The organism is Corynebacterium sp. TUM25015, from assembly GCF_056393505.1.
On record NZ_CM150783.1, the window covers coordinates 293,191 to 315,890 of the forward strand.

Consider the following 22,700-nt stretch of genomic DNA (forward strand, 5'->3'; position numbering starts at 1 on the left):
GCTTCCCCGCCTGATCAACAGCCGATAGTGGATCTATGTGTAGCTCTCCCACTGTTCTTACTCCCCCTTTTGAAACTCCCCGGCACCGCCAATCCCCTAAACACGCAACCTGCAGGCGAAGGGTTCTTCGTTCCGCTCGAAGACTCGCCCCGATTCACGCAACATTGGCGCTGCACAACAAAAACATCCACACAGTTAGACTGCGCGGATGTAAAAAAGGTTCGCGGGAAACCGCAGAAAGCCGTGGGAAAGAGCTACGGCGCTAAACCTCGGCAACTACGGCGGCCAACTTCCCAGCAATGCGGCGTGCCGTCCCTGGGTCTGCAGCTTCCACCATCACTCGGAATAATTCCTCCGTACCGGAGGGGCGCAGTAGTACGCGTCCGGCATCTCCCAGGTCCTCCTCTGCCTTGGCGATGGCTTCTACAACGCGCTCATCGTCGGCGATCACGGTCTTATCCGCAACCGGCACGTTAATCAGTGTCTGCGGCAGAACGGTCATCACCTTCGCCAGCTCGGAGAGCGGCTTGCCAGTCTGCGCCATGCGCGCCATCAAGGTAAGCCCCGTCAGGGTGCCGTCACCGGTAGTTGCATGTTCGGAGATAATCACGTGCCCAGACTGTTCGCCACCCAGCGACAGATCAGAGGCCAACAATTCAGCCAGCACGTAACGGTCACCTACCTGCGTCTCCAGCACCTTGATGCCGTTGGCGCGCATGGCAAGCTTCATCCCCAGATTGGACATGACGGTGGCCACCAGGGTGTTCTGCTTCAGCTCACCGTTTTCCTTCATGGCCACGGCCAGGATCGCCATAATCTGGTCGCCATCCACCACGTTTCCTTCGGAGTCCACAGCCAAACAGCGATCTGCGTCGCCATCATGGGCCAGCCCTAGATCCGCCTGGTGTTCCAGAACAGCCTTCTGCAGAACCTCAATGTGAGTGGATCCCACTCCATCGTTGATGTTGAAGCTATTGGGTCGGCTGTGGATAGCCACGACATCCGCACCTGCCTGGCGGTACGCCTCCGGCGCGGCAGTCGAGGCTGCTCCGTTGGCGCAGTCCACCACCACGCGAATTCCATCCAGCGGATGATTAATGGCCGTGCCCACATGAGCCAGGTAACGCTCTAGTGCATCTGCGGATTCATCAAGAATTCGTCCAATTGCTGCCCCCTTAGGGCCGGTCTCCGGCAGATCCAGCATCGCGGCCTCGATCTCATCCTCCACGTCGTCTTGCAACTTGCGGCCACCCGCAGCGAAGAATTTAATGCCGTTGTCCGGCATCGGATTGTGGGAAGCGGAGATCATGACGCCCATGTCGGCGCCGAAGTCATCTGTAAGGAAAGCGACAGCCGGGGTGGGGATCACGCCGACGTCCAGCACGTCCACACCCTGCGATGCCATACCTGCTGACAACGCCGCTGTCAGCATCTCCCCCGATACACGCGGGTCGCGCCCCACCACAGCGGTAGGGCGACGGCCGCCCACTTCTTCCTTGGATACCAGTACGCGCGCGGCGGCAGCACCCAGCTTCATTGCCAGCGTTGCAGTCAGCTTCCTGTTCGCTAGACCACGGACGCCGTCAGTTCCGAACAATTTACCCATGGGGCGCAATTCTACCCGGCGACCCCGCCGGTCTGGCGGGTGCCACTCCCGATATCAGCAAATTGTCATAAATGCTTCTATAAAGGGAAACCCCCACGTCCCGGCCGAAAAACTGCTCGGCTGGAGCGTGGGGGCGTCGCCACCAAAAAGGGCGAAGCGATTTAACGCTTGGAGTACTGCGGTGCGCGACGTGCCTTGTGCAGACCAGCCTTCTTGCGCTCCACGGCACGAGCGTCGCGAGTCAGGAAGCCAGCACGCTTCAGCTCGGTGCGCTCTGCTGGGTTGTACTTGTTCAGAGCACGGGCGATAGCCAGGCGGAAAGCACCGGCCTGACCGGAGGGGCCACCACCGTTCAGGTTTGCCTGAATGTCGAACTGGTTCTCGCGGTCCAGCAGAACCAGCGGAGCCTTGATCAGCTGCTGGTGCAGCTTGTTCGGGAAGTAGTCCTCCAGGGTGCGGCCGTTGCAGCTGAACTCGCCGGAGCCCGGAACCATGCGGACGCGGACAACAGCTTCCTTGCGGCGACCAACGGTCTGGATGGTGCCCTCGAAGACAACCGGCTCAGCTTCGATCTGCTCGGACTCGTCCTCGGAAGCGATGGAGTCACCGATGGTGGCAACGAACTCTTCGTTCACTGCGTCGGTAGCGGTGTACTCGCCCTCGAAGTTCTCCTCGACGGCAGCGTTCTGCTCGTCGGTTACATTCTCGTTGTACTCAGTCATTACTGTGCCACCTGCTTGATCTCGTAGGTCTCAGGCTTCTGGGCCTCGAAAGTGTGCTCCGGGCCGGCGAAGACGCGAAGCTTCTTGATGGACGCGCGGGACAGCTTGTTGTGCGGCATCATGCCCTTAACAGCTTCCTCAACAACGCGCTCTGGGTGCAGCTCCAAGGAACGACCCAGGGTCATGGTCTTCAGGCCACCCGGGTAGCCGGAGTGACGGTAGCGCATCTCACGCTCACGCTTGTTGGAGGAAATGTGGACCTTATCCGCATTGATGATGATGACGTTGTCGCCGCAGTCAACGTTCGGTGCGAAGTAGGGCTTCTTCTTGCCGCGCAGCAGGTCAGCTGCGGTAACAGCAAGACGACCCAGCACCACGTCGGTGGCGTCGATGACGTACCACTTACGAGTGATGTCACCGCTCTTTGGGTGGAAAGTAGTCACGCTGGACTCCTTAAAGTCTTGATCTTGGAACTGCCAGCCAGATGAACACGTGCAACGATCTAGTGCAGTGCTTCTGCGGCGGCCGGTTGTGACCCGCAGAAATGCAATGACTCGAGAGCTAAGTTCGCGTATTGCACACAACCCTTGGGAATTTACTACATAGTGTCCCGAACACCAAAAATCCTCTGGACAGCAAAAATCCCCAGCACCTCTTCCCTCTTTACGGGGAAGCTAGGCACAGGGGATTGAGTGCTAGTCGGCGACTAACCGACCTTCGCGGAACGCGCGATCGTGTTGGCGACTATTGCCCTTGGTTTTACTTGCGAACGTCACCGTCAACGTCGGTGTCGATCTGCTCCTTGCGGAGCTCTTCGGTGTGACGCTCGGTCTCGGTGATCTGCTCCTTGTTCAGGGAGACCTTCTCTACCGGCACGGTTTCCTTGTTTACATTGACGCGCTCTTCGCTCAGGGTCACAGACGCTTCCTGTCCGGACTCGTCAATGTTGCCCTTGAAGTTAGCAGCCTCTTCTGCGGAGATCGGGGTGCGCTCAACGCGAACCTCTTCGCGAGTTACTGGCACCTCAACGGTCTCAGTGTCGGTAACAACGTACTTACGCAGGCGAGCCTCGCCAGTCTGCACCTTCTCCTTCTGAACGTTCAGCTGTTCCTCGGAGCGAATGATCTCACCCTCGTTACCCGCAGCTGCGGTGTTCGCAGAAACCTCGCGCTCAGCAGCGTTGTCGCGAGCGTTGTCGCGCTCAGTGTTCGCACCTGCAACACCGGCACCCGCAACGCCAGCGCCAGCCACACCAGCCCCCGCCGCGCTGCGGTCACCAGCAGCCTCGTGACGATCCAGGGTGGAGCGATCATCAGAAGCGGAGCGATCGCCAGCAGTGTCACCGTAACGGGTGGTGTCCTCAACATTGTCCAGGCCGTAGTGACGGTAGATCTCGTTCTGCTGCTCCGGGGTCAGAGCCTGATCAGCGTCGAAGTCTGGCGCATCCTTCACACGATCCTTGGAAAAGGCCAGGTTCAGGTTCTCGCCGTCGAACTTGTGGCCACGCATCGGTACCAGGCTGGAGTTCATACCGAACAGACCGTGGTTAACCTCAACGAAAGTAGGCTGACCGGACTTGTCGTCAACGAAGATTTCCTTGACGCTGCCCAGCTTATCGCCGGCGTTGTCGTAAGCGGTTGCCTTGAAAAGATCCTTGATATCATTGCTCATTTGTTGATAAATCCTTTCGCCTTGTCGGTACGCAATACGGGGTAAGTCTTGCTTGGTGAGTACCAACAGTGGGGAATTACTTAGTGGTGTAGAACCAGCAGTGGTGTCGCTGATTATTTTCGTTTCCCGTACGTCATTGACGCTACGCATGAAATGATTAACGTTTCAACCAAGATGGTCTTCGCCAAGCCACTAAACAATTATCTACATACATAAGTCCAGCTCGCAGCACACATCACGATTGGGTCACATTTTCTCCCATCGTTCCAAAAGTCCACAATTCCCCAAACTGGACGTCGAAAAACAAAAGCCCTCAGCCTCACCCTTAGGTCAAGACTAAGACCAAAAGGTAAGCTGAGAGCTTATTTAAAAAGTTTTAAATTATCCTCTATGCCCAGCTATTTGCAGCGTTCGTATTGATCTCGCTCATCCGATCATTCGCCTGACGCACCGTGCGAGAAATTTGCCCCAGCACATCGTTAATCTCCCGTGCGGATTCATCCCACTTCTTCTGCGCAGCTGCATAGCTGTCCGCTGCCGAGCCTTCCCACTCGTTCACCATCGGCTGCAGGTCACGTTTCAGATCCCCCAGCAACCCATTAATGGTGTTGTTTCCGCGATTGATGTCATCCGCAGCATTGGCAATTTGAGCAAAGTTGTACTGAATCATCACTGTCCCCCCTCTAGGCGTTAAAGGCCGCCGCGTTATCGACATCCGTATTGTCAAAGTCACCCGCGTTGGAGCGGATGTTGTCCGCAATGCTCTGCAGTGCCTCGTTGAGGTCGCGGGCATTCTCGTCCCAACGCTCCATCAACGAATGAAAGGAAGCCTGCGCCTGTCCCTTCCAGCTACCGGATACATCTTCCACCACACCACGCAGACGCGAAAGTTCGCCCTGAACCTCGTCTTTCACACGGTCGACATTGCTTGCCGCTTGGTTCATCGTAGTGACATCTGTTTTGAAGCTCATGCCCTAACTTCCCCCATTTCAAATACTGTTTTCACTCTTCCTGGCGCCGGGTCTCCCCCGTTATAGAGGCACCATCACAAGAGTTATACTCACGGCTTCCCAAAATGGTTCACCGCCTTGGTCGTGCTGTATCCACAAACTCTTGGCAAACCTTTTCCCGCTGTTCATTCCACTGTCGGTACTGGCACCCCACTGAAATCTGGTGTCCATCCACCAGCCGTACATGCCACCTAGTTGTGGAGTTCTCGTAATTTTCCTCGTAGCTCACCGGCTGAGTTGATACAACCGTCACTCCGCCTGCAACCCCCTCCACGTCCTTCAGCGCACCTAGCATTGCCGCATCCAGCTCATCCTGTGTTCTAAGGGGTGTTTGCTTCGCCGCTACTAATACACGCATTCCCGCGTCATCACCGACATATTCCTCACGTGCTCGCGTTGCACTGCCAAGCCGCCACCCATCAACATTCACACTGATTGGAATGTCCGCCCGGCGCGCGCTTGAGTCTGCGACCTTTGAACCTTTCCGGCGTGGTTCTGGAAATGGCTCATTCGCCTCAGTGGTGGCATACGAGCCAGAATCCTGTACGTCTGCGGCTTGCGAATCGGTTGATTGAGCGTCCACTACCTGCGAATCAGCCGTTTGCGAATCAGCCGCCTGCGAATCAAACACAGTGAAGGTCGCCACCAGCCCACCGATGATGAAGAGCGTCAGCGCTGCCAACGCAGCCGGAAGTCGCCGGTCGCTCTTTTCTTCCGCTTTTTCTATATCTATTGACGCCCCCTCGTCAGGCCTTTCCCGTATGTCCGCTTCCTCGAGCTCTTCCGCTGATTCAATTCCCTCGCGTTGAATCCGCACAGGTTTGTCCGGGTCAAGATACTCAAGCTCCAGGTGCTCCAACTCTTGCTGCGCCAATGCCAATTCGCTAGCCACCCGCAGCACCGTATCGTTATCCACCAATCGGGCTCGCACTCCCCTAATCCGAAGATAATGCACCACCTTCACGGCAAAAGTTCCGGTGACCAGCACGTCTACTTCCCGCAAACCAATGCCCCAAGGGAAACGTTCACGTGGCTCTGGCGGGTTCACTGCCGCTGCGTCGGGATGCTCCGCACGCTGTTCGAGCACTTCGCAGAGCATCTCATAAAGCTCCGAAAGCCTGCCTAGGCTCAGCCCGGAACGTTGGAATTCAACGTCTTTATCCTCTCCGTCCTTTACCCATTCCGATTCAGTTTCTCCCAGCGGTCTCCCGCGAGATTGCTCCGTCGGATCGGACCAAGCCCGATACTGCAAATACCCCGGCTGCTGCATCTGCGCATCACCGGTCACGGCAAAGCCAGTAGCAAGATCCGTCACCGTCATACCGCTAATCAGGATCCCCGATTCCTGCAATGCCACAGCTTCAGCCAGCAGGCTCCTGGAATCTCCGATCCTCTGATCTACTCTCATTGTCTCCTCCGATCCGTCGTTTCCTTGGTCAACAATTGCGCGCCCTTTTAGTTCTCATCGGCAATCTCCGCCACCTGTACCTCCCAGGTTTCACTGTGGACATAAGCCGCGCGCCCCTGGGGGCGTCGCAGTAGACGAACCCCGGCAATCGGCCCATCCTCACGGGGCGCAGAAAACAGCAACCAAGCGCTCTGGTCGCGAATCGACTGCATCAAGGGCTGATAGGCTGCCCTGGCGAACTGCCCCGAACGACGGCCAAGCACCAAGTGAAGGCCGATATCGGCGGCATAGGGAAGCAGCGGAATAAGCTGATCAAGGCCGGGATCGGCGTCCGCGTCGTCGACGATGATGAACAACTCCGGGCCGGACCACCAGGTGCGTTCTCGGAGCTGTTGGGGTGTCACGTCGCTACCTGGAATTCGCGCCCGCAGCGTAGTGGTCCACTCGGCCAGGTCTTTGCGGAAGTCCTCCGGCACGCGATAACCCGCTACCCCCAGCAAGCCGCGGCGTGTGTCCGTGACCAGGAACTCCGGCGGCTCTCCAGTATGGCTTTGGCTCTGTGCCACGGACTGCATCACTGCACGCAATGCGGTCGTCACCCCACTTCCCGCCTGGCCGATTGCGACCAAGTGAGGGAAAGTACCGTGATCCCACTGCACTGGATCCAGCTTTGGGCCACCTATTGCGAAGGCCTGAGAGTCGCCCAAATCCTCCCAGTCGATTCGCTCGGGCAACACGCGCATAGCTAGATCCGGCTCACCACGCTGCACGCTTTCCATCCGGACATGCTCAATGTCTTGCGCGTTGGAGTTGGCGAACTGCACGTGCTTTCCACGGGGTGACACTCCTCGTCCAGGCACGTCGGGCAAGGATTTCTGTGCATCCCGGAAGTGGGCATCCAGCGGTGTCATCCGCAGTTCGATTTGCCCGGTCAGCACGTCCCGCAGCGACGGACGGAAATTCCAGCGTAGAGCCGTAGCCACCACATGCAAGCCGCGTTCCAGCCCCGTGGTCGCCAGGCGGATCAAACGTTGTTCTTCCTCGCCATTTCCACTTCCCGCGGCCCCCACCTGATCTAGTCCGTCAATAATCAGCAGGCGCTGCCCCTCCGTTTGCTCCATTTCGTCGAAAAGCCGTGGCAGTCCAGCCGGCCCCACAACCGCAGCTACCTGAGGCAATCGAGCAAGGTCTCTTAACCCACCACCCGGATCAAAGATGTATACCGGCCAGCCAGGTGAACTCAGCGCCCAGGCCAACACCAAGCTGCGCACCACCGTTGTCTTGCCAGTCCGGGGCTGGCCGACTATTGCCCAATGCTTGCGGCGCAGGTCGATATCCAACGGCACCTGCTGCCCCTCGAAAGGAAGATCCTCCAGGCCGATGCGAGCAACGCCTGGCGCACCGGGCTCAATGATCTCGCTGGCAGGCAGGTCTTCCGGCAGCGGTGGTAACCACACCGGGTTCCTATTGGGGCCTGCCAGCCGGTCGATCACCATCTGCATGGTCGTTGTCTCTGCATGCACTGTTGTCCCGAGTAGTCTCACGAGCCGCTGATCCCGGGGCAGCTCGGGGCCTGAAACGTAGGCCGAATGAAAACGCACCTTGTCGCCTGCCGAAAGGATCGCCGCACCCGGCGTCGCAGGCAGTTCATAAGCTTCCGTCGTTCCGATCAGCGCGCGGGATTCGGAAGCCGAAAACGTGCGCAAAGCAATGCGATAGCTCAAATGCGATTCCAGGCCTCGCAGTCGCCCCTCCTCCAAACGCTGCGTGGCCAACAGCAAATGCATCCGCAGGCTTCGCCCCAATCGCCCGATCGCGGCGAAGACCTCCGCGAACTCTGGCCGGGCGTGCAACAACTCGGAGAACTCATCCACCACGATAAACAGTGCAGGCATCTGCCCCGGATAGACGCGGTTGTACTCGGCCGCTGTGGTCAGACCCGCGGCGCGGAGCTTTTCTTGACGCCGATGCATCTCCCCCAGCAAGCTATCCTGCATTCGGTCAACTAATCCCGCCTCTTCAGCCAGATTGGTGATCAGCGCAGAGGTGTGTGGCAGCCGGTCCATTCCCAGAAAGCTGGCGCCACCTTTGAAGTCCACCAGCACAAAGTTCAGCTCCTCCGGGCTGTGCTGGTGGGCGAAGCTGATCACTACGCTTTTTAGTAGTTCTGACTTGCCGCTACCCGTCGCGCCTACGCAGAGACCGTGCGGACCGATACCTCCCAACGCGGATTCCTTGATATCCAGGTACACCGGCGCACCGGAAAACCCAATGGGCGCTCGCAAGTCTCCGCCCGGAAGTTCTAACAATGACGTGCTGGATTTCACCGTTGCTCGTGCTCGGCAAAGGTGAGCAAGTTCCACCTCGCTGAGTTGGTCTGCCACTCCAAAGGGCACCCAACCGTCGAGCGTCCAGGCGCTGAGCAGGCAACCATCACCAGTGCCATCCACCTGTAGCAGCAGGCCATTCCCTTTGGCGTTTTCCACCCATTCCTCGCTGGGGTCCGTGACGATAGCGCCGGCGGTCACTGGGCTATCACCCGTGCAAAAATGCACCTTGCGAGGCCCATCATGCGGAAGCCACTGCTCAAAGGGGCCGGTTATTCCAATGACATCCGGATCCTGCATGGCCAATTGCGCTTGCATGGCCCGCGCCAATCCGGGTGCACCGTCGCCGAGCAACACAATGCAGTGGAAACTAGCCAATTCCACCGCCACTGGCGCTTCGATGGTGGCGTACCGCAGCACAACCTCGCGCAAGCTCATTGCACTGACCGGCTCTAAGTCTTCCGGCGGGGAGCTGACCGGTACTTCCAGAGGATCATCTGGAGTTTGCACTGCTGTGCCGATGCGCACCACGCCCGGTTCTGCGGTGACATCGGTTCCGGTATGCACGTGCGTCCACAGTGACTGCGGGTGTGGATGCGCTGCCAACATGGTCTGCAGTTGCTCTTCGCGGCTCCGCTCCACGCTATCTTTCAGGGCGTCGATGTGCCGATGAAAGGAACGCCGAGTCTCATCCACGTTCGCCCCCGGCTGGAACATCATCGCCATGCTGCCCAGCATCATCAGCGGAAAGATAAAGCTGATGGGATTTCGCCCCGATCCAGAGAGCACCATCGCGGCGACCATACCGACCACCGCCACCAACATGACGGCAGGCATTAGCAGCCTGAGGAAAGGTTGTTTGTCTTTAGGCAGCGTCGGTGGCGCCTGTGTTTGCATGTTAAGAAATCCCCCCGATTTCTATGTTTGTCCCCGTTAATCCCCATCCAACCCCCATGGATGTGGTTTTAGATTCTAAACCTTCCTCGCTCGCTCCGCAGAGCAAGCGCAATCCTTTCCCCTCGGCTACTATTTGTGCCGTGTAAGCCACATCGGCGCAAGATCCAGGGGGGATCTTGTGCCCACCACATGCGCACCTGCATGCGTTCATACTTTTCAACAGGGGGAATAACGTGCTGGCTCTCAGCATTTCCGTGCCTGCCAAAGGCACCACCATCAACGCCGCCATTGCCGATCATGTACCGGTAGCGGAGCTCATCCCGCACCTCGTCGACGCGAAACCAGGGGAACATTGGACCCTCCACCGCGCCGTCGGCCAGGTTCAACCACAGCACACTCTAGCGGAGGCCGGTGTGCGTCCCGGCGAGTCATTGACCTTGCAAACCGCCACCATCCCCGCTCCACCGGCTGAGGCAGTCGAAGAGCTCTCCGGCCCCATTCCCACGAGCCCCGCAGCCTGGGTCGCGGCAGCCATCATTGCGCTTTTTGGCCTACAGACGGCACCTGCGTGGCACCCGTTGGATAATCAACTTATTGGTCCTGGGGGCGTCACTAATCTGGGTACGACCGCAGACATCGCAACGTTCGTGGCTACAGCAGTGGCCGCTCTCGCTGCAGCGGCGACTTCTCTGCACCATCGAAATTTCAGTTATCTCGCCGCGATCCTCGGCTTTGGGTTGGGGCTGCACGTCAATGTTCTATGTGCCTGTTTTGTCGCGGCGCTCCTGGTGTGGCGCGGCGGCCCGGCACGGATCGTGTCGATAACCTGGGTGGTGTTTGCAGCGGTGAATCTCTGGCCAGGGCTCACGCTGCTATTGGCAATGTTTGCACTGGCTTATTCTGGGCAGATCGCCATCGGACTAGCTGGCATCAAGCTGCCGAAGGTTCCCGCGACCGGTGTGTTCACCAAGCCCACGACCACGCACGCGGGCCAGGTGGTGGAAGTTCACTCCGCCCTGGTCGTCGGCATCGTGGTGGTGTTGGGCGCCTGTGTTTACCAGCTGACTCCATGGGGGCAGCCACTGAATATTTGGCAAATGGCGCTATTGCTTATGGTGGCGGTGCTCGGTGTGAGCGCACGGAGCACTCGGCCTGTGCACTCGGTCGCGCTAGCGGTTCTCTCTGCTGCAACGCTTCTGTGGTTAGCCCTCCACACGCATTGGGGTGCGGTATGCCTGGTGCTGGTCGCCCTACCTGCTGTCCGCGTGAATTCACCGATGCTGGGGCGGATCATCGACATGGTGGAAGCCTTCGCATTTTGTGTGGCCATCCCACTGGCGCTGCAAACTACAGGGCTGTTCGCGGCGATTCGGGGAATCGGCTGATGATCATTCAAGATTCTTCGCCGCGCGGCACCTGCCAGGAAGGCACCGTCGCCGCACCGGGTACTGTGCCTTTACCGGATATCGACGCCCCCTCGTACCCCGCTTTGCATGCTTTAGCGCGGGGACGCGACGTGAGCGTGGCCGTTATCGATACGGGGTCGGCCGCACCAGGGGTAAAGGGCGACCGGGATTTTTGCGTGCTGCACGGAACCATGGTCACTAGCGTGCTGCGGGCAGTGGCGCCAGAGGTAACAGTATTTTCCTTTCGGCATAATGCCTCGCCCGACCGGGCTGAGGGCACGGTAGAGGATCTTGTTCGGGCAATCGACCGAGCGCTGAAGACCCGGGTAAAGATCATTAATATTTCGATGGTGGCCTGCGAAGATACGGCGGAACTACGCGCGGCCATCGGGCGTGCCGACAAAGCCGGAGTACTACTGGTGGCTTCTACCGGGAACGTAGGTCAGTGCCCGGCAGGAGTTCCGACCTTCCCCTCTAGCTTGGATCCAGTGCTGGCAGTGGGAGCAGTATCCCCGCGGACAGGAACGGCAGAAGGGGTCCGTACTGCTGCGGGAAGAAGTGGTGACAAGGATACTTCAGCAGATCAGGGGCGAGTGCCCGCACCGTATAGTGCGCCAACTCAGTGGGTGGATCTTTTCGCGCCGGGTGGGCCCGTAGAAGGACAGGTGGAAGTCGGCAAGCAGGTGCACACCATCGTCGGTAATCCCGAACCGTTTGAAGGCACCAGCTTTGCTGCTCCAATTGTGACGGGTACCGCGGCCTTAGTGTGGCAGGTCGCTCCGCAGCTCAGCGCACGGCAGGTGCGAGAGCTGATTCTAACCACAGCGTTGCCCGGCGCGAGTGGTCCAGGGATGGGCGAACAAATGCGAGTCGTCAATCCCGCCGCAGCATTGGATAGGGCTCTTGATCTGCAGGATGGCTCCGCAGCAGTGGACGCTTCTTATGGTCTGTATACCGTCAGCACCCCACCGCACGAGCCAACGGCCACAGACTATTCCGTCCCCATCGTGCTCTCACTTGTACTGGCGCTGGGCATCATCGCCACGGTCGTCTGCCGAGCCTTGTCCGCAGAGAGCAAGCCACCGTCGGGCAACGAGGCTACGCGCGAGAACTGAACACTGCGCTGTGTATTGAACCCAAGGGCATGTAACTCAGCTTCGCTACCCACGGAGTAGCGGACCCCGTTGTCACTAATCAGCACATAACCGCGCTCCGTCTGTAATGCAGAGGTTCCGCGCGGCCCGTAGAATGCGCTCGGCTTTTCCGATGAGAGGACTTCCCGAATCTGAGCGGAACTACTGACCGCGTCTGTCGTGCCTTTCGTCCGTCCTGGTTCAACGGGTTCTGCCAGTCCCTCCGGCCCGGCACACACCATCTTCGGTTGTGCCCAGGTGACTGGTTGGTCCCCATCGAGTTCTGGGATTCCCGCTAATACATCAATGCTCGGCTGGCGCATCACCTCCGCCAGTGGAGTTTCCACGGTCGGCATAGCACTGCTGGCCAGAGCGAAGTCGCGGCGCGCGCCTTTTACTTCACCAACCCCATTGCTGTCCACCAGAAATGTCCGGTCGCCAGCCGTGATGATCCTCCCCGCGACGTCGAAGGGCGCGGGCATCTTGGTTTTCCCCACGGGCATGGCGATATCGCGACTCCGCCGGAACTGTTGGACTAAAGCATCGCTGGCGGGCACTGCCTCGGTGCCAAATGCTCTTGCCGCGTCTGGAGTTATGCGGGCGCGAGTGGTGGCGTCAATAAGCCAATAGCCCGAAGGGGCGTCCAGCAGGGCAAAGCGATGGGGATTGATGTGCTCCGCAGCCACGACCGTGCCCGTACCACCAGCGGCAGCAGCACCACCTGTGCCACCTGTTAGCCCGCCGCGGATCTGATCGCAGTAGAGCCACTCGCGTTCTGGCGCAGCGACCAACCCCGGAACCTGCCCAATGCCAATTGGCTCCCCCAACGGCACCTGTGCAAGCTGCTCGGAGGTAGTCTTCTGCGCCTCGACTGGTTGCTGCAGAATCAGCCGTGCTGAGGCGACATTCGTGATCGGATGATAGGTATCGGCCAAGCGGATATGCAGTGCGCCCGTCTCATCGGCCACGAGATCGGCGCCATCCAGGCTGGGTTGCGGGCGCAGCAGCCCCAGCATCACCGCACCTCCAGCGATCAGCAGGCTCAGCAGTACACCGACAATAAGTGCCCGCCGCTGACTCCGCAATGGGTCGTGAGCCATGCGCGGATCACCGATGACCAGCGCAAGCTCCAGTCTGCGCAATAGAAAATTAAATCCAGAAACCTGTATCCCCGTTGTGCGCATGATTACTGCGCTCCCCCTTGTTTTAATGCGCTTGATATCTTGCGTTGTTTTGAGTTGTTTTGTGTTCTTCTAGCCCCCGCTAGCGCGCTTAAGTATTCCATGGTTGAATTGCTGGCGCGAGGGGAACTTCGCATTCGGGGTAATTTCATACTTTGGGGGATGGGAATAATGGGCTTCGTGGCATTTCTAGCTACCGATATGCCAGCCGATGCGTCCAACGCCGAACACGCTGCCTGGTGGGCGTGGGTTCTTTGCGGCGCCGTGGCCATCACATGCATGGTGGCGGGGTGGTTTGTATTCACCCGCGGTCGCGCCACCGCGGATCAGAGCACGCGATGGTTTCGCCTTCTCTGCGTGCACGACAAATTGTGGGGTGAGCCGTCGCCACGGCGGATCGCCGGCGACCAGTTAGCGGGTGGTGTGGGTCTTTCTCTTGTGGACGCCCACATTTCCACCGCCGTCATCCCCACCCAACCCTTCGGCCGCAGCTGGCTGGGCGATTCCCATGCCACTCTGGTGGGCGTGCCCGAGTCCGCGGCGGCTAGGATGCCTTTTGCTGCCAGCGGGTGCGGAGTGTGGGCTCTACCTGTGGAGACTCCACCGGTGGGGGCTCAGGTGACTCGGTTACCAGAGCAGCTTACTGTACCGGCGGTACCCGGTTGGTTTGTAGGTCTTTCCGATGCAGGCGAACCCATGCTGATCCACCCCATTCCCGGCGCAACGTTCGCACTGTTCGGCACCCCTGCACAGCTGCGTGCGCTTGAGGGGTCAATGAACTGGCCGGAGGAGATTTTCGATTTGCAGCGTTTCGGGAGCGCTGGATCCGTGGACGATTCAGCGGATGCCACGCGAGCTGCAGGCGTTAAGACGCATGTTGTGCTCGTGGAGGTCTCCCCCGCTGTCGCCGGTAATACTGGTAAACACAGAATGGTCGATGCGCAGAAGAGGGCTCATCAGGGGGCTCACACGGGAGTTCACGGTGGTATCGGGTTCGATTCCGCGGAGGACATCTTGAACCAGGGACGTGCCCGGCTGCAGGCTGTCGGTGCTGCGGCAGTGGATGTATGCATTGCAGTGCCAGCAGTTGGCACGGGAGCAATCCTGGCCCACGGGGATCATCGGGAATACTTCAACTTCTTCGCCGTCACCGCACCTGCTCGCACCCCTGCCCCGGTGGCACAGCCAGCACAGCCTGCAACAAGCGCGGCGCATTCACCAGCGCGATCAGCGCGCGCTTCAGCGCTACCTCCAACGGCGCGCTCCCCCAAACCGCGTTTGTATCACGGCTCGGCGGGAGATTCGTTGCCCATGCCCACCGGCGAACGCTTAGCACGGGTTGTCAGCGCCCGCTCCGCCAGGTCTTCATCAGCTGGGTAGTCCACGCGCACTAAGTTCAGCCCCTCCGCGGGCGCGACTGGCACTGCGGAACTACGCTTTGTCTCTTTCAACAGCCCGGGAGTAAAGTCCTCAGATCGTTTGCCCGACCCCACTGTCAAAGCTGCCCCCACCAACGAGCGCACCATCGACCAACAGAAAGCATCGGCGGTCACGTGTGCCTCGTACGTCTGCGGCTCAGCCTCCGTCGAGACGTCAACCCAGCGGAATTCCTGCAGCTCACGGATAGTGGTAGCGCCTTCACGAGCTTTGCAAAACGCTGCGAAGTTGTTCAACCCAAGCAGCGCGTCGGAAGCTGCCTGAGTTTTCTCCAGATCAATCGGGTGGCGCCACGCGGCCGTATCCCGGGCACGCACCGGCACGGGGCCGGCCGGGTGAGTCGTTACGCGATAGATGTAGTGCCGGCGCAGCGCGGAGAAGCGGGCGTCGAAACCCTTCGGTGCCATACGAGCGCCGTGCACGCGCACGTCGGAGGGCAACATGCGGGAAAGGCGCCGCACTAGATCCTCCGGGCGGGTGAGCGAGCGCTGCGCAAACGCATCAACAGGAATGTCGGCGTGGCACACTTGGCCGCTGGCATGCACGCCTGCGTCGGTACGCCCTGCGACAACAAGTTCAATAGGGTGACGCGTGACCAGCGAGAGTTTCTCCTGCAAGACCCCCGCCACCGTGCGCAGCCCACCGGATTGGGTTGCCCAGCCATGGAAATCCGTGCCGTCGTAGGCAACATCCAGACGCACCCGAATCAGCTCTGAAATATCCTGCGGATTCTCGGGCATGGTCAGTGGCCTTTCTCTGGTGGGTGCAGTTGGTGCTTCCATCGCGCGCGACTTAGTCTAGTCTGCATGCACGACAGCGAATTCTCAGCCTCCTCCCTCGATGCTCGTGCCCGTCGGTTGGTGGCGTGGGTTGCGGCTCTCAATGGCCTGGGTTTTCTTGTTGAGGTTGTGATTGCGCTGGTCATCGGCTCGGCCGCTTTGTTTGCCGACGCCGCAGATTTCCTCGAAGACACTCTCATTAACGTGTTGGTACTCACCGCCCTGGGGTGGTCGGTGGCCAGCCGGCGAAAGGCCAGCTACGCACTGGCAGGGCTGATTCTCATTCCAGCCTTCGCTGCATTCGGCACGGCAGTCTGGAAAGTGGTGACGGGGACGCCACCGGAACCTGCGACTCTGAGTGCGACTGCCATCGGGGCGCTCATTATCAACTTGGTGTGCGCTGTGTTGTTGCTGCGTCTGCGCGGGGCGGATAGTGCCCTGGTGCAGGGGCATGGCTGGCTGCGCGCAATGATGCCGCGGCAAACCTGCTTATCCTCGCAGCGGGAGTGATTATGCTCTTCTGGGCCAGCGCATGGCCAGACATTGTGGTGGGTGTGATTATCGGTCTGATTAACCTGTCAGCGGCAAAGGAAGTGTTCGAACAGGCACGGGCGGAGAAACCGGAGTTGGATATGGACTAGCCATCCGCGGGTGGCTCATGTCGCTAAAACGGGAATGTGGCAGCAGCGCCCAGGGAAAATGTCGCTGAATCAGGAATCTGCAATGCAAAATCTGGGGACAGCTGAATTCAAAACTCTCTGACCTGCGCTTTTAGAAACTTGCAATCGATTCCCAATAACACATTCCCGTTCTAGCGACATTCCCACCCAGAACCCTCCCCTGTTCAGTCGGTACACAGGCAAATTGCCAAGCCATACGCGATATCGGGCGCAGATGGGGCCGGTTGGCGTCAACAATAAAAAGTAGAGAAGACAAAGGCGGGCCACGATCTACCCAAAAGGGTAACCGTGGCCCGCCTCAAAGCTAGGCGAAAGCGCCGGACTTACTTGTCCTCAGCGGCCTCATCAGCCTTAGCCTCTTCAGCCTCAGCCTCAGCGGCCTTGTCGGTCGCGGTGTCAGCCTCGACCTCCGGAGCCTCCTCAGCCGGAGTCTCCTCAGCCTTAGCCTCTTCAGCCTCGGCTCCAGCCTTCTTAGCCTTGGAAGCAGCAACGCGGTTAGCGCGCTCTGCCTCGGTGGAGGCCAGCTGCTCCGTCACCAGGGAAATCTGGGAGATCGGAGCGTTGTCGCCCTTGCGGTTCTCCAGCTTGATGATGCGGGTGTAGCCACCCGGACGGCCTTCGAACTTCGGAGCCAGCTCGTTGAACAGGTAAGCAACAACTTCCTTGTTCGGGATGAGCTTCAGCACGTTGCGGCGGTCCGCCAGGGTGCCGCGCTTTGCCTTGGTGATGATCTTCTCGACGTAGGGGCGCAGCAGCTTAGCCTTTGCGTCCGTGGTCTTGATGGCGCCGTGCTCAAACAGCTGAGCAGCGAGGTTGGACAGGATCTTCTTCTGGTGGGAAGCAGAACCGCCCAGGCGGGCGCCCTTCTTCGGGGTTGGCATTAGTTCTCCTCGTGTGGATTTTTAAATCAGTGAGCGCGTGCGGTTAACCACCGGGTTATTCCGCGATGTCCTCGCCCTCGGTGTCGATGAACTCGCCGGTCTCTGCGTCGTAGCCCTCGATATCGGTGATATCGAAGCCCTCCGGAGCGTCCTTCAGGCCCAGGCCCAAGCCAGCCAGCTTGACCTTGACCTCGTTGATGGACTTCTGACCGAAGTTACGGATGTCCAGCAGATCGGACTCCGTGCGTGCAGCCAGCTCGCCGACGGTGTGAATCTCTTCACGCTTCAGGCAGTTGTAGGAACGAACGGAGAAGTTCAGGTCCTCAATCGGCATGCTGTAGGCAGCGATGTGCTCGCTTTCCTGCGGCGATGGGCCGATTTCGATGCCCTCTGCTTCGTGGTTCAGCTCCTGAGCCAGACCGAACAGCTCCACCAGGGTCTTGCCTGCGGATGCCATGACATCGCGGGCGGTGATGGAGTTCTTCGTCTCCACGTCCAGGATCAGCTTGTCGAAGTCCGTGCGCTGTTCCACACGAGTTGCCTCAACCTTGTAGCTGACCTTTAGAACCGGGGAGTAGATCTGGTCGACCGGGATACGTCCGATCTCAGAAGAAGCTGTAGCAGCCGGAACGTAGCCACGGCCACGCTCGACAGTCATCTCGATCTCCAGCTTGCCCTGCTCGTTCAAGGTGGCGATGTGCAGATCCTTGTTGTGGACCTCTACACCAGCCGGCACCTCAACGTCAGCGCCGGTAACCTCGCCAGGTCCTTCCTTGCGGATGAACATGGAGACAGGCTCATCGGAATCGCTGGACAGAACCAGGGTCTTGATGTTCAGGATGATGTCGGAAACATCTTCCTTCACGCCTGGAATCGTGGTGAACTCGTGGAGAACACCCTCGATGCGCAGGGAGGTTACTGCTGCGCCCGGGATGGACGACAGCAGGGTCCGGCGCAGGGAGTTGCCCAGCGTGTAGCCGAAGCCCGGCTCCAGCGGCTCGATAACGAACCGAGAGCGAGACTCGTCGATGAACTCTTCAGTGAGCGCGGGGCGCTGTGAAATCAGCATTGTTTAAGCTTCTCCTTTTTCGGCGACCGCTATATGACGCCGTTACGGGGACAACCGCCACCAGGTTTGATGGACGGTGCGAACGGTAGAAACCGCTGTTGGTGTTCTATCCGAAGTAAGTCTAACGAATAGGTTCGTCAGTTTTACTTCGAGTAGAGCTCGACGATCAGCTGTTCCTGCAGCGGAATGTCGATCTGAGCGCGCTCGGGCAGCTGGTGCACGAGGATGCGCAGAGTGGACGGTACGACCTGCAGCCAAGCAGGAACGATCGTATCGACCAGGGCTTCCTGAGCCTCTTCGAACCACAGCATCGAGCGGGACTTCTCACGCACGTCGATGATGTCGTACTGGGAGACCTTGAAGGAAGGAACGTTGACCTTCTTGCCGTTCACGGTGAAGTGACCGTGGGAAACCAGCTGGCGAGCCTGACGGCGGGTGCGTGCCAGACCTGCGCGGTATACAACGTTGTCCAGGCGAGACTCCAGCAGGATGACCAGGTTGTCACCGGTCTTACCCGGGCGACGGTTGGCCTCTGCGTAGTAACGGCGGAACTGCTTCTCCAGGACGCCGTAGGTGTACTTCGCCTTCTGCTTCTCCTGCAGCTGCAGGAGGTACTCGGACTCCTTGATGCGAGCACGGCCAGCCTGCCCCGGAGGGTAGGGGCGACGCTCGAAGGAGTTGTCGCCGCCGACGAGGTCGACGCGGAGGCGACGGGACTTACGGGTTACGGGGCCGGTATAACGAGCCATTTTTTATCCCTAATCCTTTCTTCTCTTTAAACGCGACGACGCTTCGGCGGGCGGCAACCGTTGTGCGGCTGCGGGGTGACATCGGAAATGCTTCCGACCTCGAGGCCCGCGGTGGACAGGGAACGGATGGCGGTCTCGCGGCCGGAGCCCGGACCCTTTACGAAAACGTCAACCTTCTTCATGCCGTGATCCATTGCCTTGCGAGCAGCGGACTCAGCAGCCATCTGTGCAGCGAAGGGGGTGGACTTACGGGAGCCCTTGAAGCCGACGTGGCCCGAGGAAGCCCAGGAAATCACAGCGCCCTTCGGGTCCGTGATGGACACGATGGTGTTGTTGAAGGTGGACTTGATGTATGCGTGGCCGTTTGCCACATTCTTCTTGACGACGCGACGGCCAGTACGGCGCGCGCCGGAACGAGTCTTCGGAGGCATAGGTTACTTCTTCTTTCCTGCGATCGTCTTCTTGGGGCCCTTACGGGTACGAGCGTTGGTCTTGGTGCGCTGACCACGAACCGGCAGACCACGGCGGTGGCGCAGGCCCTGGTAGGAACCAATCTCGATCTTGCGGCGAATATCGGCCTGGATCTCGCGGCGGAGGTCACCCTCCACCTTCCAGGTGTTCTCGATAACGTCACGCAGAGCGGACAGCTGCTCGTCGGTCAGATCCTTGGAGCGAAGATCAGGGGAGATGCCGGTCTTTTCCAGCAGCTCCTTGGAACGGGCTGGGCCGATTCCGAAGATGTAGGTCAGTGCGACCTCCATGCGCTTTTCGCGTGGCAGGTCAACACCAGCAAGGCGTGCCATAGGGCATTTTCCTTCCGGTTTAGCGACGGTTTTCTCCACACTCGTCCCTGTTAATCCTTCGAGTATTTCGCCCACAGTCACGGAAGGGACTGTTCATGCACCAGGTGCCTTGAATGTGCGAAACCAACACTCCAACTATTGGAGTGTTGGAAGGAGGGCTCCGGCCGCCGCGGCCAGAGGTAGTGACCAGGAAGCGCTGCGCTAACAGCGATTCCCAGGTTGGATGTGTGGAGGCTTAACGATTTACTTGTAGCGATAAACGATGCGCCCACGGGTCAGGTCGTAGGGAGACAGCTCCACGACGACGCGATCCTCGGGCAGGATACGGATGTAGTGCTGGCGCATCTTGCCGGAAATGTGAGCCAATACCTTGTGGCCATTGTCCAGTTCGACACGGAACATCGCGTTCGGCAGGGGCTCGACGATGCGACCCTCAACCTCAATGGCGCCTTCCTTCTTTGCCATATCCTCCAACGTTTCCCCAGCTCAGATAGCTGGATGGGTGATGTTTTGCTACATGTGGCACACATATGGACTTTTCCACTGCTGGCCTTTTCGACGTTCTACCGATCACCAGCAGAGACGAAAGCCTCATGCACCACCTGCTAACAATACACGCGACCTGCGCATATGCAAAAACGCTCACTCTGAACCATTCAAATTCAGCGTGAGCGTCGATATCTCGGTGGTAGCAGGCTTAGGCGTGCTGCTCCTCGCGGCGCAGCTGCCCCTTCGCCAAACGGTTCACCGTCAGCGCAATTGCACCGTCACCAGTGACGTTACATGCAGTACCGAAGGAATCGATGGCGATGTATGCCGCAATCATCAGCGCCACCTGGCCATCGTCGAAGCCCAGCTGAGACTGCAGCAGCCCCACTGCGGCCATGATGGCGCCACCCGGCACGCCCGGCGCGGCAATCATCATGACGCCCAGCAAGAAAATGAAGCCCAACGCCATACCGGCGCTCATATCAATGCCCGTCATGTAGACGATGGAGAAAGCAAACAGGGCGATCTTCTGCATGGAGCCGGACAGGTGCACTGTCGCACACAGAGGCACCACGAAATCAGCCACGGACTGCGTAACGCCATTCTTACGGGTGCACTCCAGGGTCACAGGAATGGTCGCTGCGGAGGAGGAGGTACCCAGTGCGGTGAAATATGCCGGCATCATATTCTTCAGCGCCTTGAACGGGTTGCGCCCGGCAAAGACTCCCGCCAACACGTACTGAAGCAGCAAGATTAGCCAGGTCATCACGACCGCGAGGATGAGCACCTTCGAGAACTGGGTTAGCGTCAGCTTCAGATTGCCGTTCATGCCCATCGTCAGGAACACACCGAAGATGTAGATCGGCAACAGCGGGATGATGAAGTTCTCAATCACCTTCATCGTTACCTCGCGCAGCTCCTCAGCACCCTTGTACAGCACCTCGGTACGCATGGAGGCCATGGCGATGCCCACAGTAAAGGCCAGCAGCAAGGCGGACATCACGCCCATGGGCGGATCCATCTCTACAGAGAAGAACGGCTGCAAAGCGCCCGCGTCGATGTCTTCAGCCTCAATAATCGAGTCGCTGCCGAGCAGAGACGGGTACGTTCCTTCGGCCACGCCGTAGGCAATCAAGCCCGAAACGATGGTCGAAACATAGGCAATGCCAGCAGTTACACCCAGCCACTTGCCTGCCCCGCGCCCCAGGCTGGCGATTGCCGGCGCGATCAGCGCGAAAATCAAGACCGGGACGAAGAATCCCAGGAAGTTACTAAACAGTCCGTTAAACGTTGCGAACAGGCGCCCCGCCCATTCCGGGAAAAACAGGCTGCATACGATGCCCAAAATAATCGCAACGATAATCTTGAACAGCAGTGATTTAAAAAGACGGGATAGATTCATGCTGGCGCTTCCCTTTGCACATGCTTGTAGGTCCTCAAGAAACGATTAATGATTAGCGTACCCTGACTACTTCATGCCCCAATAATCGCCCTTGCCCCATTAACCCCTTCTCCCCGCCTTAAGCCCCTCGAATTCACGCCAGCGAGGTCGCACAGGCAGGGGGCGTCACAAAGAGTGCGGAGGAAAACCCCTATTTGCGCGGTGTCAGGATGCGCGGTCCATCAGCGGTCGCCGCGACGGTGTGCTCCCAGTGGGACGCGAAGCTGCCATCATCGGTGAGCACTGACCATTCGTCGTCGAGAACATGGGAATCCGCAGTGCCCAGCGCCAGCATCGGCTCGATCGCCAGGACGGAACCCTCCTGAATCTCTGGCCCGCGCCCACCGCGGCCTTCGTTGGCCAAGTACGGATCTTCGTGCATGGTGCGCCCGATACCGTGGCCGCCGTAGCCGTCGACGATCCACAGCTCTACGTCAAACTGCTTCTCCGCGGCTTCGGTGGCCTGCTCCAGCGCCCAGGACACATCGGTCAGGCGGTTGCCCGGCACCATAGCCTTCAGCCCCTCGTACAGCACCCATTCGGTAGCGCGGTTGAGGCGATCGTGTTCATCGGCAATCTCTCCGATGCCAAAAGTCCACGCTGAGTCCCCCACCCAGCCATTGAGGGTAGCCCCGCAGTCGACGGAGATGAGGTCACCTTCCTTCAGCACAACATCCTCCGAAGGAATTCCGTGGACGATCATGTCGTTCGGGCTCGCACAGATCGATCCAGGGAAGCCACCATATCCCTTGAACGTGGGCACGGCACCATGGTCGCGGATAACCTGCTCAGCTACACGGTCAAGGTCGAGAGTGGTTTTGCCCGGCGCAGCGGCCTTCTTCACTTCCTGCAGTGCCAGCCCGACGATCTCCCCGGCCGCCTGCATAGCGTCTAGCTGCTCGGGAGTCTTCGCTGCGATCTTCTTGTTCTTTCGCCGAAAACCCATTGTTTCGCCTGTCCTTGCTTCTTTGTTGTGTGCTTCTTTGTTGTGTTTTTGACTGTTTCTTTGGT

22 protein-coding genes and 1 pseudogene are annotated in these 22,700 nt (G+C 59.1%); 5 read left to right on the forward strand and 18 right to left on the reverse strand.

Features of this window, described 5'->3' with window-relative positions; all coding sequences use genetic code 11:
* Positions 1 to 262: 262 nt before the first annotated feature.
* The 8 genes from glmM to AC06DS_RS01395 form a co-directional block, all read right to left on the reverse strand.
* The gene (glmM, locus tag AC06DS_RS01360; protein WP_477100798.1) at positions 263 to 1,606 is read right to left on the reverse strand and encodes a phosphoglucosamine mutase; all 1,344 of its coding nucleotides are present in this window, start codon (positions 1,604 to 1,606) and stop codon (positions 263 to 265) included.
* A gap of 161 nt (positions 1,607 to 1,767) precedes the next feature.
* A complete protein-coding gene (gene rpsI, locus AC06DS_RS01365; protein ID WP_293790690.1) occupies positions 1,768 to 2,328 on the reverse strand; it encodes a 30S ribosomal protein S9 in 561 nt (186 codons plus the stop codon).
* Positions 2,328 to 2,771: a 50S ribosomal protein L13 gene (gene rplM / locus AC06DS_RS01370; RefSeq protein ID WP_293790689.1), complete on the reverse strand. Its 444-nt coding sequence runs from the start codon at positions 2,769 to 2,771 to the stop codon at positions 2,328 to 2,330. Before rplM ends, rpsI begins: the two co-directional genes overlap by 1 nt.
* Before the next feature lie 316 nt (positions 2,772 to 3,087).
* Positions 3,088 to 3,999, reverse strand: coding sequence for a PRC and DUF2382 domain-containing protein (locus AC06DS_RS01375; RefSeq protein WP_477100799.1), 912 nt, complete (start codon positions 3,997 to 3,999; stop codon positions 3,088 to 3,090).
* Positions 4,000 to 4,387: 388 nt separating this feature from the next.
* Complete coding sequence (locus AC06DS_RS01380; protein WP_293790687.1) at positions 4,388 to 4,669, reverse strand: WXG100 family type VII secretion target; 282 nt, start codon at positions 4,667 to 4,669, stop codon at positions 4,388 to 4,390.
* Positions 4,670 to 4,682: 13 nt separating this feature from the next.
* Complete coding sequence (locus AC06DS_RS01385; protein ID WP_477100800.1) at positions 4,683 to 4,970, reverse strand: WXG100 family type VII secretion target; 288 nt, start codon at positions 4,968 to 4,970, stop codon at positions 4,683 to 4,685.
* Between the two features lie 109 nt (positions 4,971 to 5,079).
* Positions 5,080 to 6,417 carry a type VII secretion-associated protein gene (locus AC06DS_RS01390; protein ID WP_477100801.1) on the reverse strand — a complete coding sequence of 446 codons (1,338 nt, stop codon included), beginning with the start codon at positions 6,415 to 6,417 and terminating at the stop codon, positions 5,080 to 5,082.
* Between the two features lie 47 nt (positions 6,418 to 6,464).
* Entirely contained in the window at positions 6,465 to 9,641 is a 3,177-nt protein-coding gene (locus tag AC06DS_RS01395) for an FtsK/SpoIIIE domain-containing protein (RefSeq protein WP_477100802.1), read from the reverse strand.
* Positions 9,642 to 9,874: 233 nt separating this feature from the next.
* Here AC06DS_RS01395 and AC06DS_RS01400 point away from each other — a divergent pair, with 233 nt between their 5' ends.
* Positions 9,875 to 11,026 (forward strand): EsaB/YukD family protein, encoded by a 1,152-nt coding sequence (locus AC06DS_RS01400; protein WP_477100803.1) that lies wholly within the window; start codon positions 9,875 to 9,877, stop codon positions 11,024 to 11,026.
* Between the two features lie 212 nt (positions 11,027 to 11,238).
* Positions 11,239 to 11,847 (forward strand): annotated as a pseudogene (locus tag AC06DS_RS01405) (S8 family peptidase); the annotation flags it as partial.
* A 191-nt stretch (positions 11,848 to 12,038) separates the two neighbouring features.
* Here AC06DS_RS01405 and eccB read toward each other — a convergent pair.
* Positions 12,039 to 13,322, reverse strand: a complete 1,284-nt coding sequence (gene eccB / locus AC06DS_RS01410; RefSeq protein WP_477100804.1) for a type VII secretion protein EccB — start codon at positions 13,320 to 13,322, stop codon at positions 12,039 to 12,041.
* 219 nt (positions 13,323 to 13,541) lie between these two features.
* Here eccB and AC06DS_RS01415 point away from each other — a divergent pair, with 219 nt between their 5' ends.
* Positions 13,542 to 14,741: a hypothetical protein gene (locus tag AC06DS_RS01415; protein ID WP_477100805.1), complete on the forward strand. Its 1,200-nt coding sequence runs from the start codon at positions 13,542 to 13,544 to the stop codon at positions 14,739 to 14,741.
* Here AC06DS_RS01415 and truA read toward each other — a convergent pair.
* Positions 14,645 to 15,538, reverse strand: coding sequence for a tRNA pseudouridine(38-40) synthase TruA (gene truA, locus AC06DS_RS01420; protein WP_477101213.1), 894 nt, complete (start codon positions 15,536 to 15,538; stop codon positions 14,645 to 14,647). The genes AC06DS_RS01415 and truA overlap by 97 nt on opposite strands.
* 66 nt (positions 15,539 to 15,604) lie before the next feature.
* On the opposite strand from truA, the gene AC06DS_RS01425 reads away from it, so the two are divergent.
* Entirely contained in the window at positions 15,605 to 16,087 is a 483-nt protein-coding gene (locus AC06DS_RS01425; RefSeq protein ID WP_477100806.1) for a cation transporter, read from the forward strand.
* Positions 16,084 to 16,218, forward strand: coding sequence for a hypothetical protein (locus tag AC06DS_RS01430; RefSeq protein WP_477100807.1), 135 nt, complete (start codon positions 16,084 to 16,086; stop codon positions 16,216 to 16,218). The genes AC06DS_RS01425 and AC06DS_RS01430 overlap by 4 nt, the downstream gene beginning before the upstream one ends.
* 362 nt (positions 16,219 to 16,580) lie before the next feature.
* On the opposite strand, the gene rplQ is transcribed toward AC06DS_RS01430, so the two are convergent.
* The 8 genes from rplQ to map form a co-directional block, all read right to left on the reverse strand.
* Positions 16,581 to 17,138, reverse strand: a complete 558-nt coding sequence (rplQ, locus tag AC06DS_RS01435; RefSeq protein WP_477100808.1) for a 50S ribosomal protein L17 — start codon at positions 17,136 to 17,138, stop codon at positions 16,581 to 16,583.
* Positions 17,139 to 17,193: 55 nt separating this feature from the next.
* On the reverse strand, positions 17,194 to 18,207 hold the full coding sequence (locus AC06DS_RS01440) for a DNA-directed RNA polymerase subunit alpha (protein ID WP_477100809.1): 1,014 nt from the start codon (positions 18,205 to 18,207) through the stop codon (positions 17,194 to 17,196).
* A gap of 143 nt (positions 18,208 to 18,350) precedes the next feature.
* The gene (gene rpsD / locus AC06DS_RS01445) at positions 18,351 to 18,956 is read right to left on the reverse strand and encodes a 30S ribosomal protein S4 (protein ID WP_005291869.1); all 606 of its coding nucleotides are present in this window, start codon (positions 18,954 to 18,956) and stop codon (positions 18,351 to 18,353) included.
* Between the two features lie 26 nt (positions 18,957 to 18,982).
* A complete protein-coding gene (gene rpsK, locus AC06DS_RS01450; RefSeq protein WP_293791578.1) occupies positions 18,983 to 19,387 on the reverse strand; it encodes a 30S ribosomal protein S11 in 405 nt (134 codons plus the stop codon).
* Positions 19,388 to 19,390: 3 nt separating this feature from the next.
* Positions 19,391 to 19,759: a 30S ribosomal protein S13 gene (rpsM, locus tag AC06DS_RS01455; RefSeq protein WP_005291872.1), complete on the reverse strand. Its 369-nt coding sequence runs from the start codon at positions 19,757 to 19,759 to the stop codon at positions 19,391 to 19,393.
* Between the two features lie 243 nt (positions 19,760 to 20,002).
* The gene (infA, locus tag AC06DS_RS01460; RefSeq protein WP_005519800.1) at positions 20,003 to 20,224 is read right to left on the reverse strand and encodes a translation initiation factor IF-1; all 222 of its coding nucleotides are present in this window, start codon (positions 20,222 to 20,224) and stop codon (positions 20,003 to 20,005) included.
* A gap of 232 nt (positions 20,225 to 20,456) precedes the next feature.
* Positions 20,457 to 21,650, reverse strand: a complete 1,194-nt coding sequence (locus tag AC06DS_RS01465; protein WP_293791587.1) for a dicarboxylate/amino acid:cation symporter — start codon at positions 21,648 to 21,650, stop codon at positions 20,457 to 20,459.
* Between the two features lie 190 nt (positions 21,651 to 21,840).
* The gene (gene map, locus AC06DS_RS01470) at positions 21,841 to 22,635 is read right to left on the reverse strand and encodes a type I methionyl aminopeptidase (RefSeq protein ID WP_477100810.1); all 795 of its coding nucleotides are present in this window, start codon (positions 22,633 to 22,635) and stop codon (positions 21,841 to 21,843) included.
* Positions 22,636 to 22,700: the final 65 nt, after the last annotated feature.

Coding starts and splice junctions, on each gene's coding strand:
- AC06DS_RS01390 (WP_477100801.1), bottom strand. CDS start 6,417: ATGAGAGTAGATCAGAGGATCGGAGATTCCAGGAGCCTGCTGGCTGAA.
- AC06DS_RS01465 (WP_293791587.1), bottom strand. CDS start 21,650: ATGAATCTATCCCGTCTTTTTAAATCACTGCTGTTCAAGATTATCGTT.
- rpsK (WP_293791578.1), bottom strand. CDS start 19,387: ATGCCTCCGAAGACTCGTTCCGGCGCGCGCCGTACTGGCCGTCGCGTC.
- AC06DS_RS01380 (WP_293790687.1), bottom strand. CDS start 4,669: ATGATTCAGTACAACTTTGCTCAAATTGCCAATGCTGCGGATGACATC.
- AC06DS_RS01440 (WP_477100809.1), bottom strand. CDS start 18,207: ATGCTGATTTCACAGCGCCCCGCGCTCACTGAAGAGTTCATCGACGAG.
- rpsI (WP_293790690.1), bottom strand. CDS start 2,328: ATGACTGAGTACAACGAGAATGTAACCGACGAGCAGAACGCTGCCGTC.
- rpsD (WP_005291869.1), bottom strand. CDS start 18,956: ATGGCTCGTTATACCGGCCCCGTAACCCGTAAGTCCCGTCGCCTCCGC.
- truA (WP_477101213.1), bottom strand. CDS start 15,538: ATGCCCGAGAATCCGCAGGATATTTCAGAGCTGATTCGGGTGCGTCTG.
- AC06DS_RS01395 (WP_477100802.1), bottom strand. CDS start 9,641: ATGCAAACACAGGCGCCACCGACGCTGCCTAAAGACAAACAACCTTTC.
- glmM (WP_477100798.1), bottom strand. CDS start 1,606: ATGGGTAAATTGTTCGGAACTGACGGCGTCCGTGGTCTAGCGAACAGG.
- rplQ (WP_477100808.1), bottom strand. CDS start 17,138: ATGCCAACCCCGAAGAAGGGCGCCCGCCTGGGCGGTTCTGCTTCCCAC.
- AC06DS_RS01425 (WP_477100806.1), top strand. CDS start 15,605: ATGCACGACAGCGAATTCTCAGCCTCCTCCCTCGATGCTCGTGCCCGT.
- AC06DS_RS01375 (WP_477100799.1), bottom strand. CDS start 3,999: ATGAGCAATGATATCAAGGATCTTTTCAAGGCAACCGCTTACGACAAC.
- rpsM (WP_005291872.1), bottom strand. CDS start 19,759: ATGGCACGCCTTGCTGGTGTTGACCTGCCACGCGAAAAGCGCATGGAG.
- AC06DS_RS01385 (WP_477100800.1), bottom strand. CDS start 4,970: ATGAGCTTCAAAACAGATGTCACTACGATGAACCAAGCGGCAAGCAAT.
- infA (WP_005519800.1), bottom strand. CDS start 20,224: ATGGCAAAGAAGGAAGGCGCCATTGAGGTTGAGGGTCGCATCGTCGAG.
- map (WP_477100810.1), bottom strand. CDS start 22,635: ATGGGTTTTCGGCGAAAGAACAAGAAGATCGCAGCGAAGACTCCCGAG.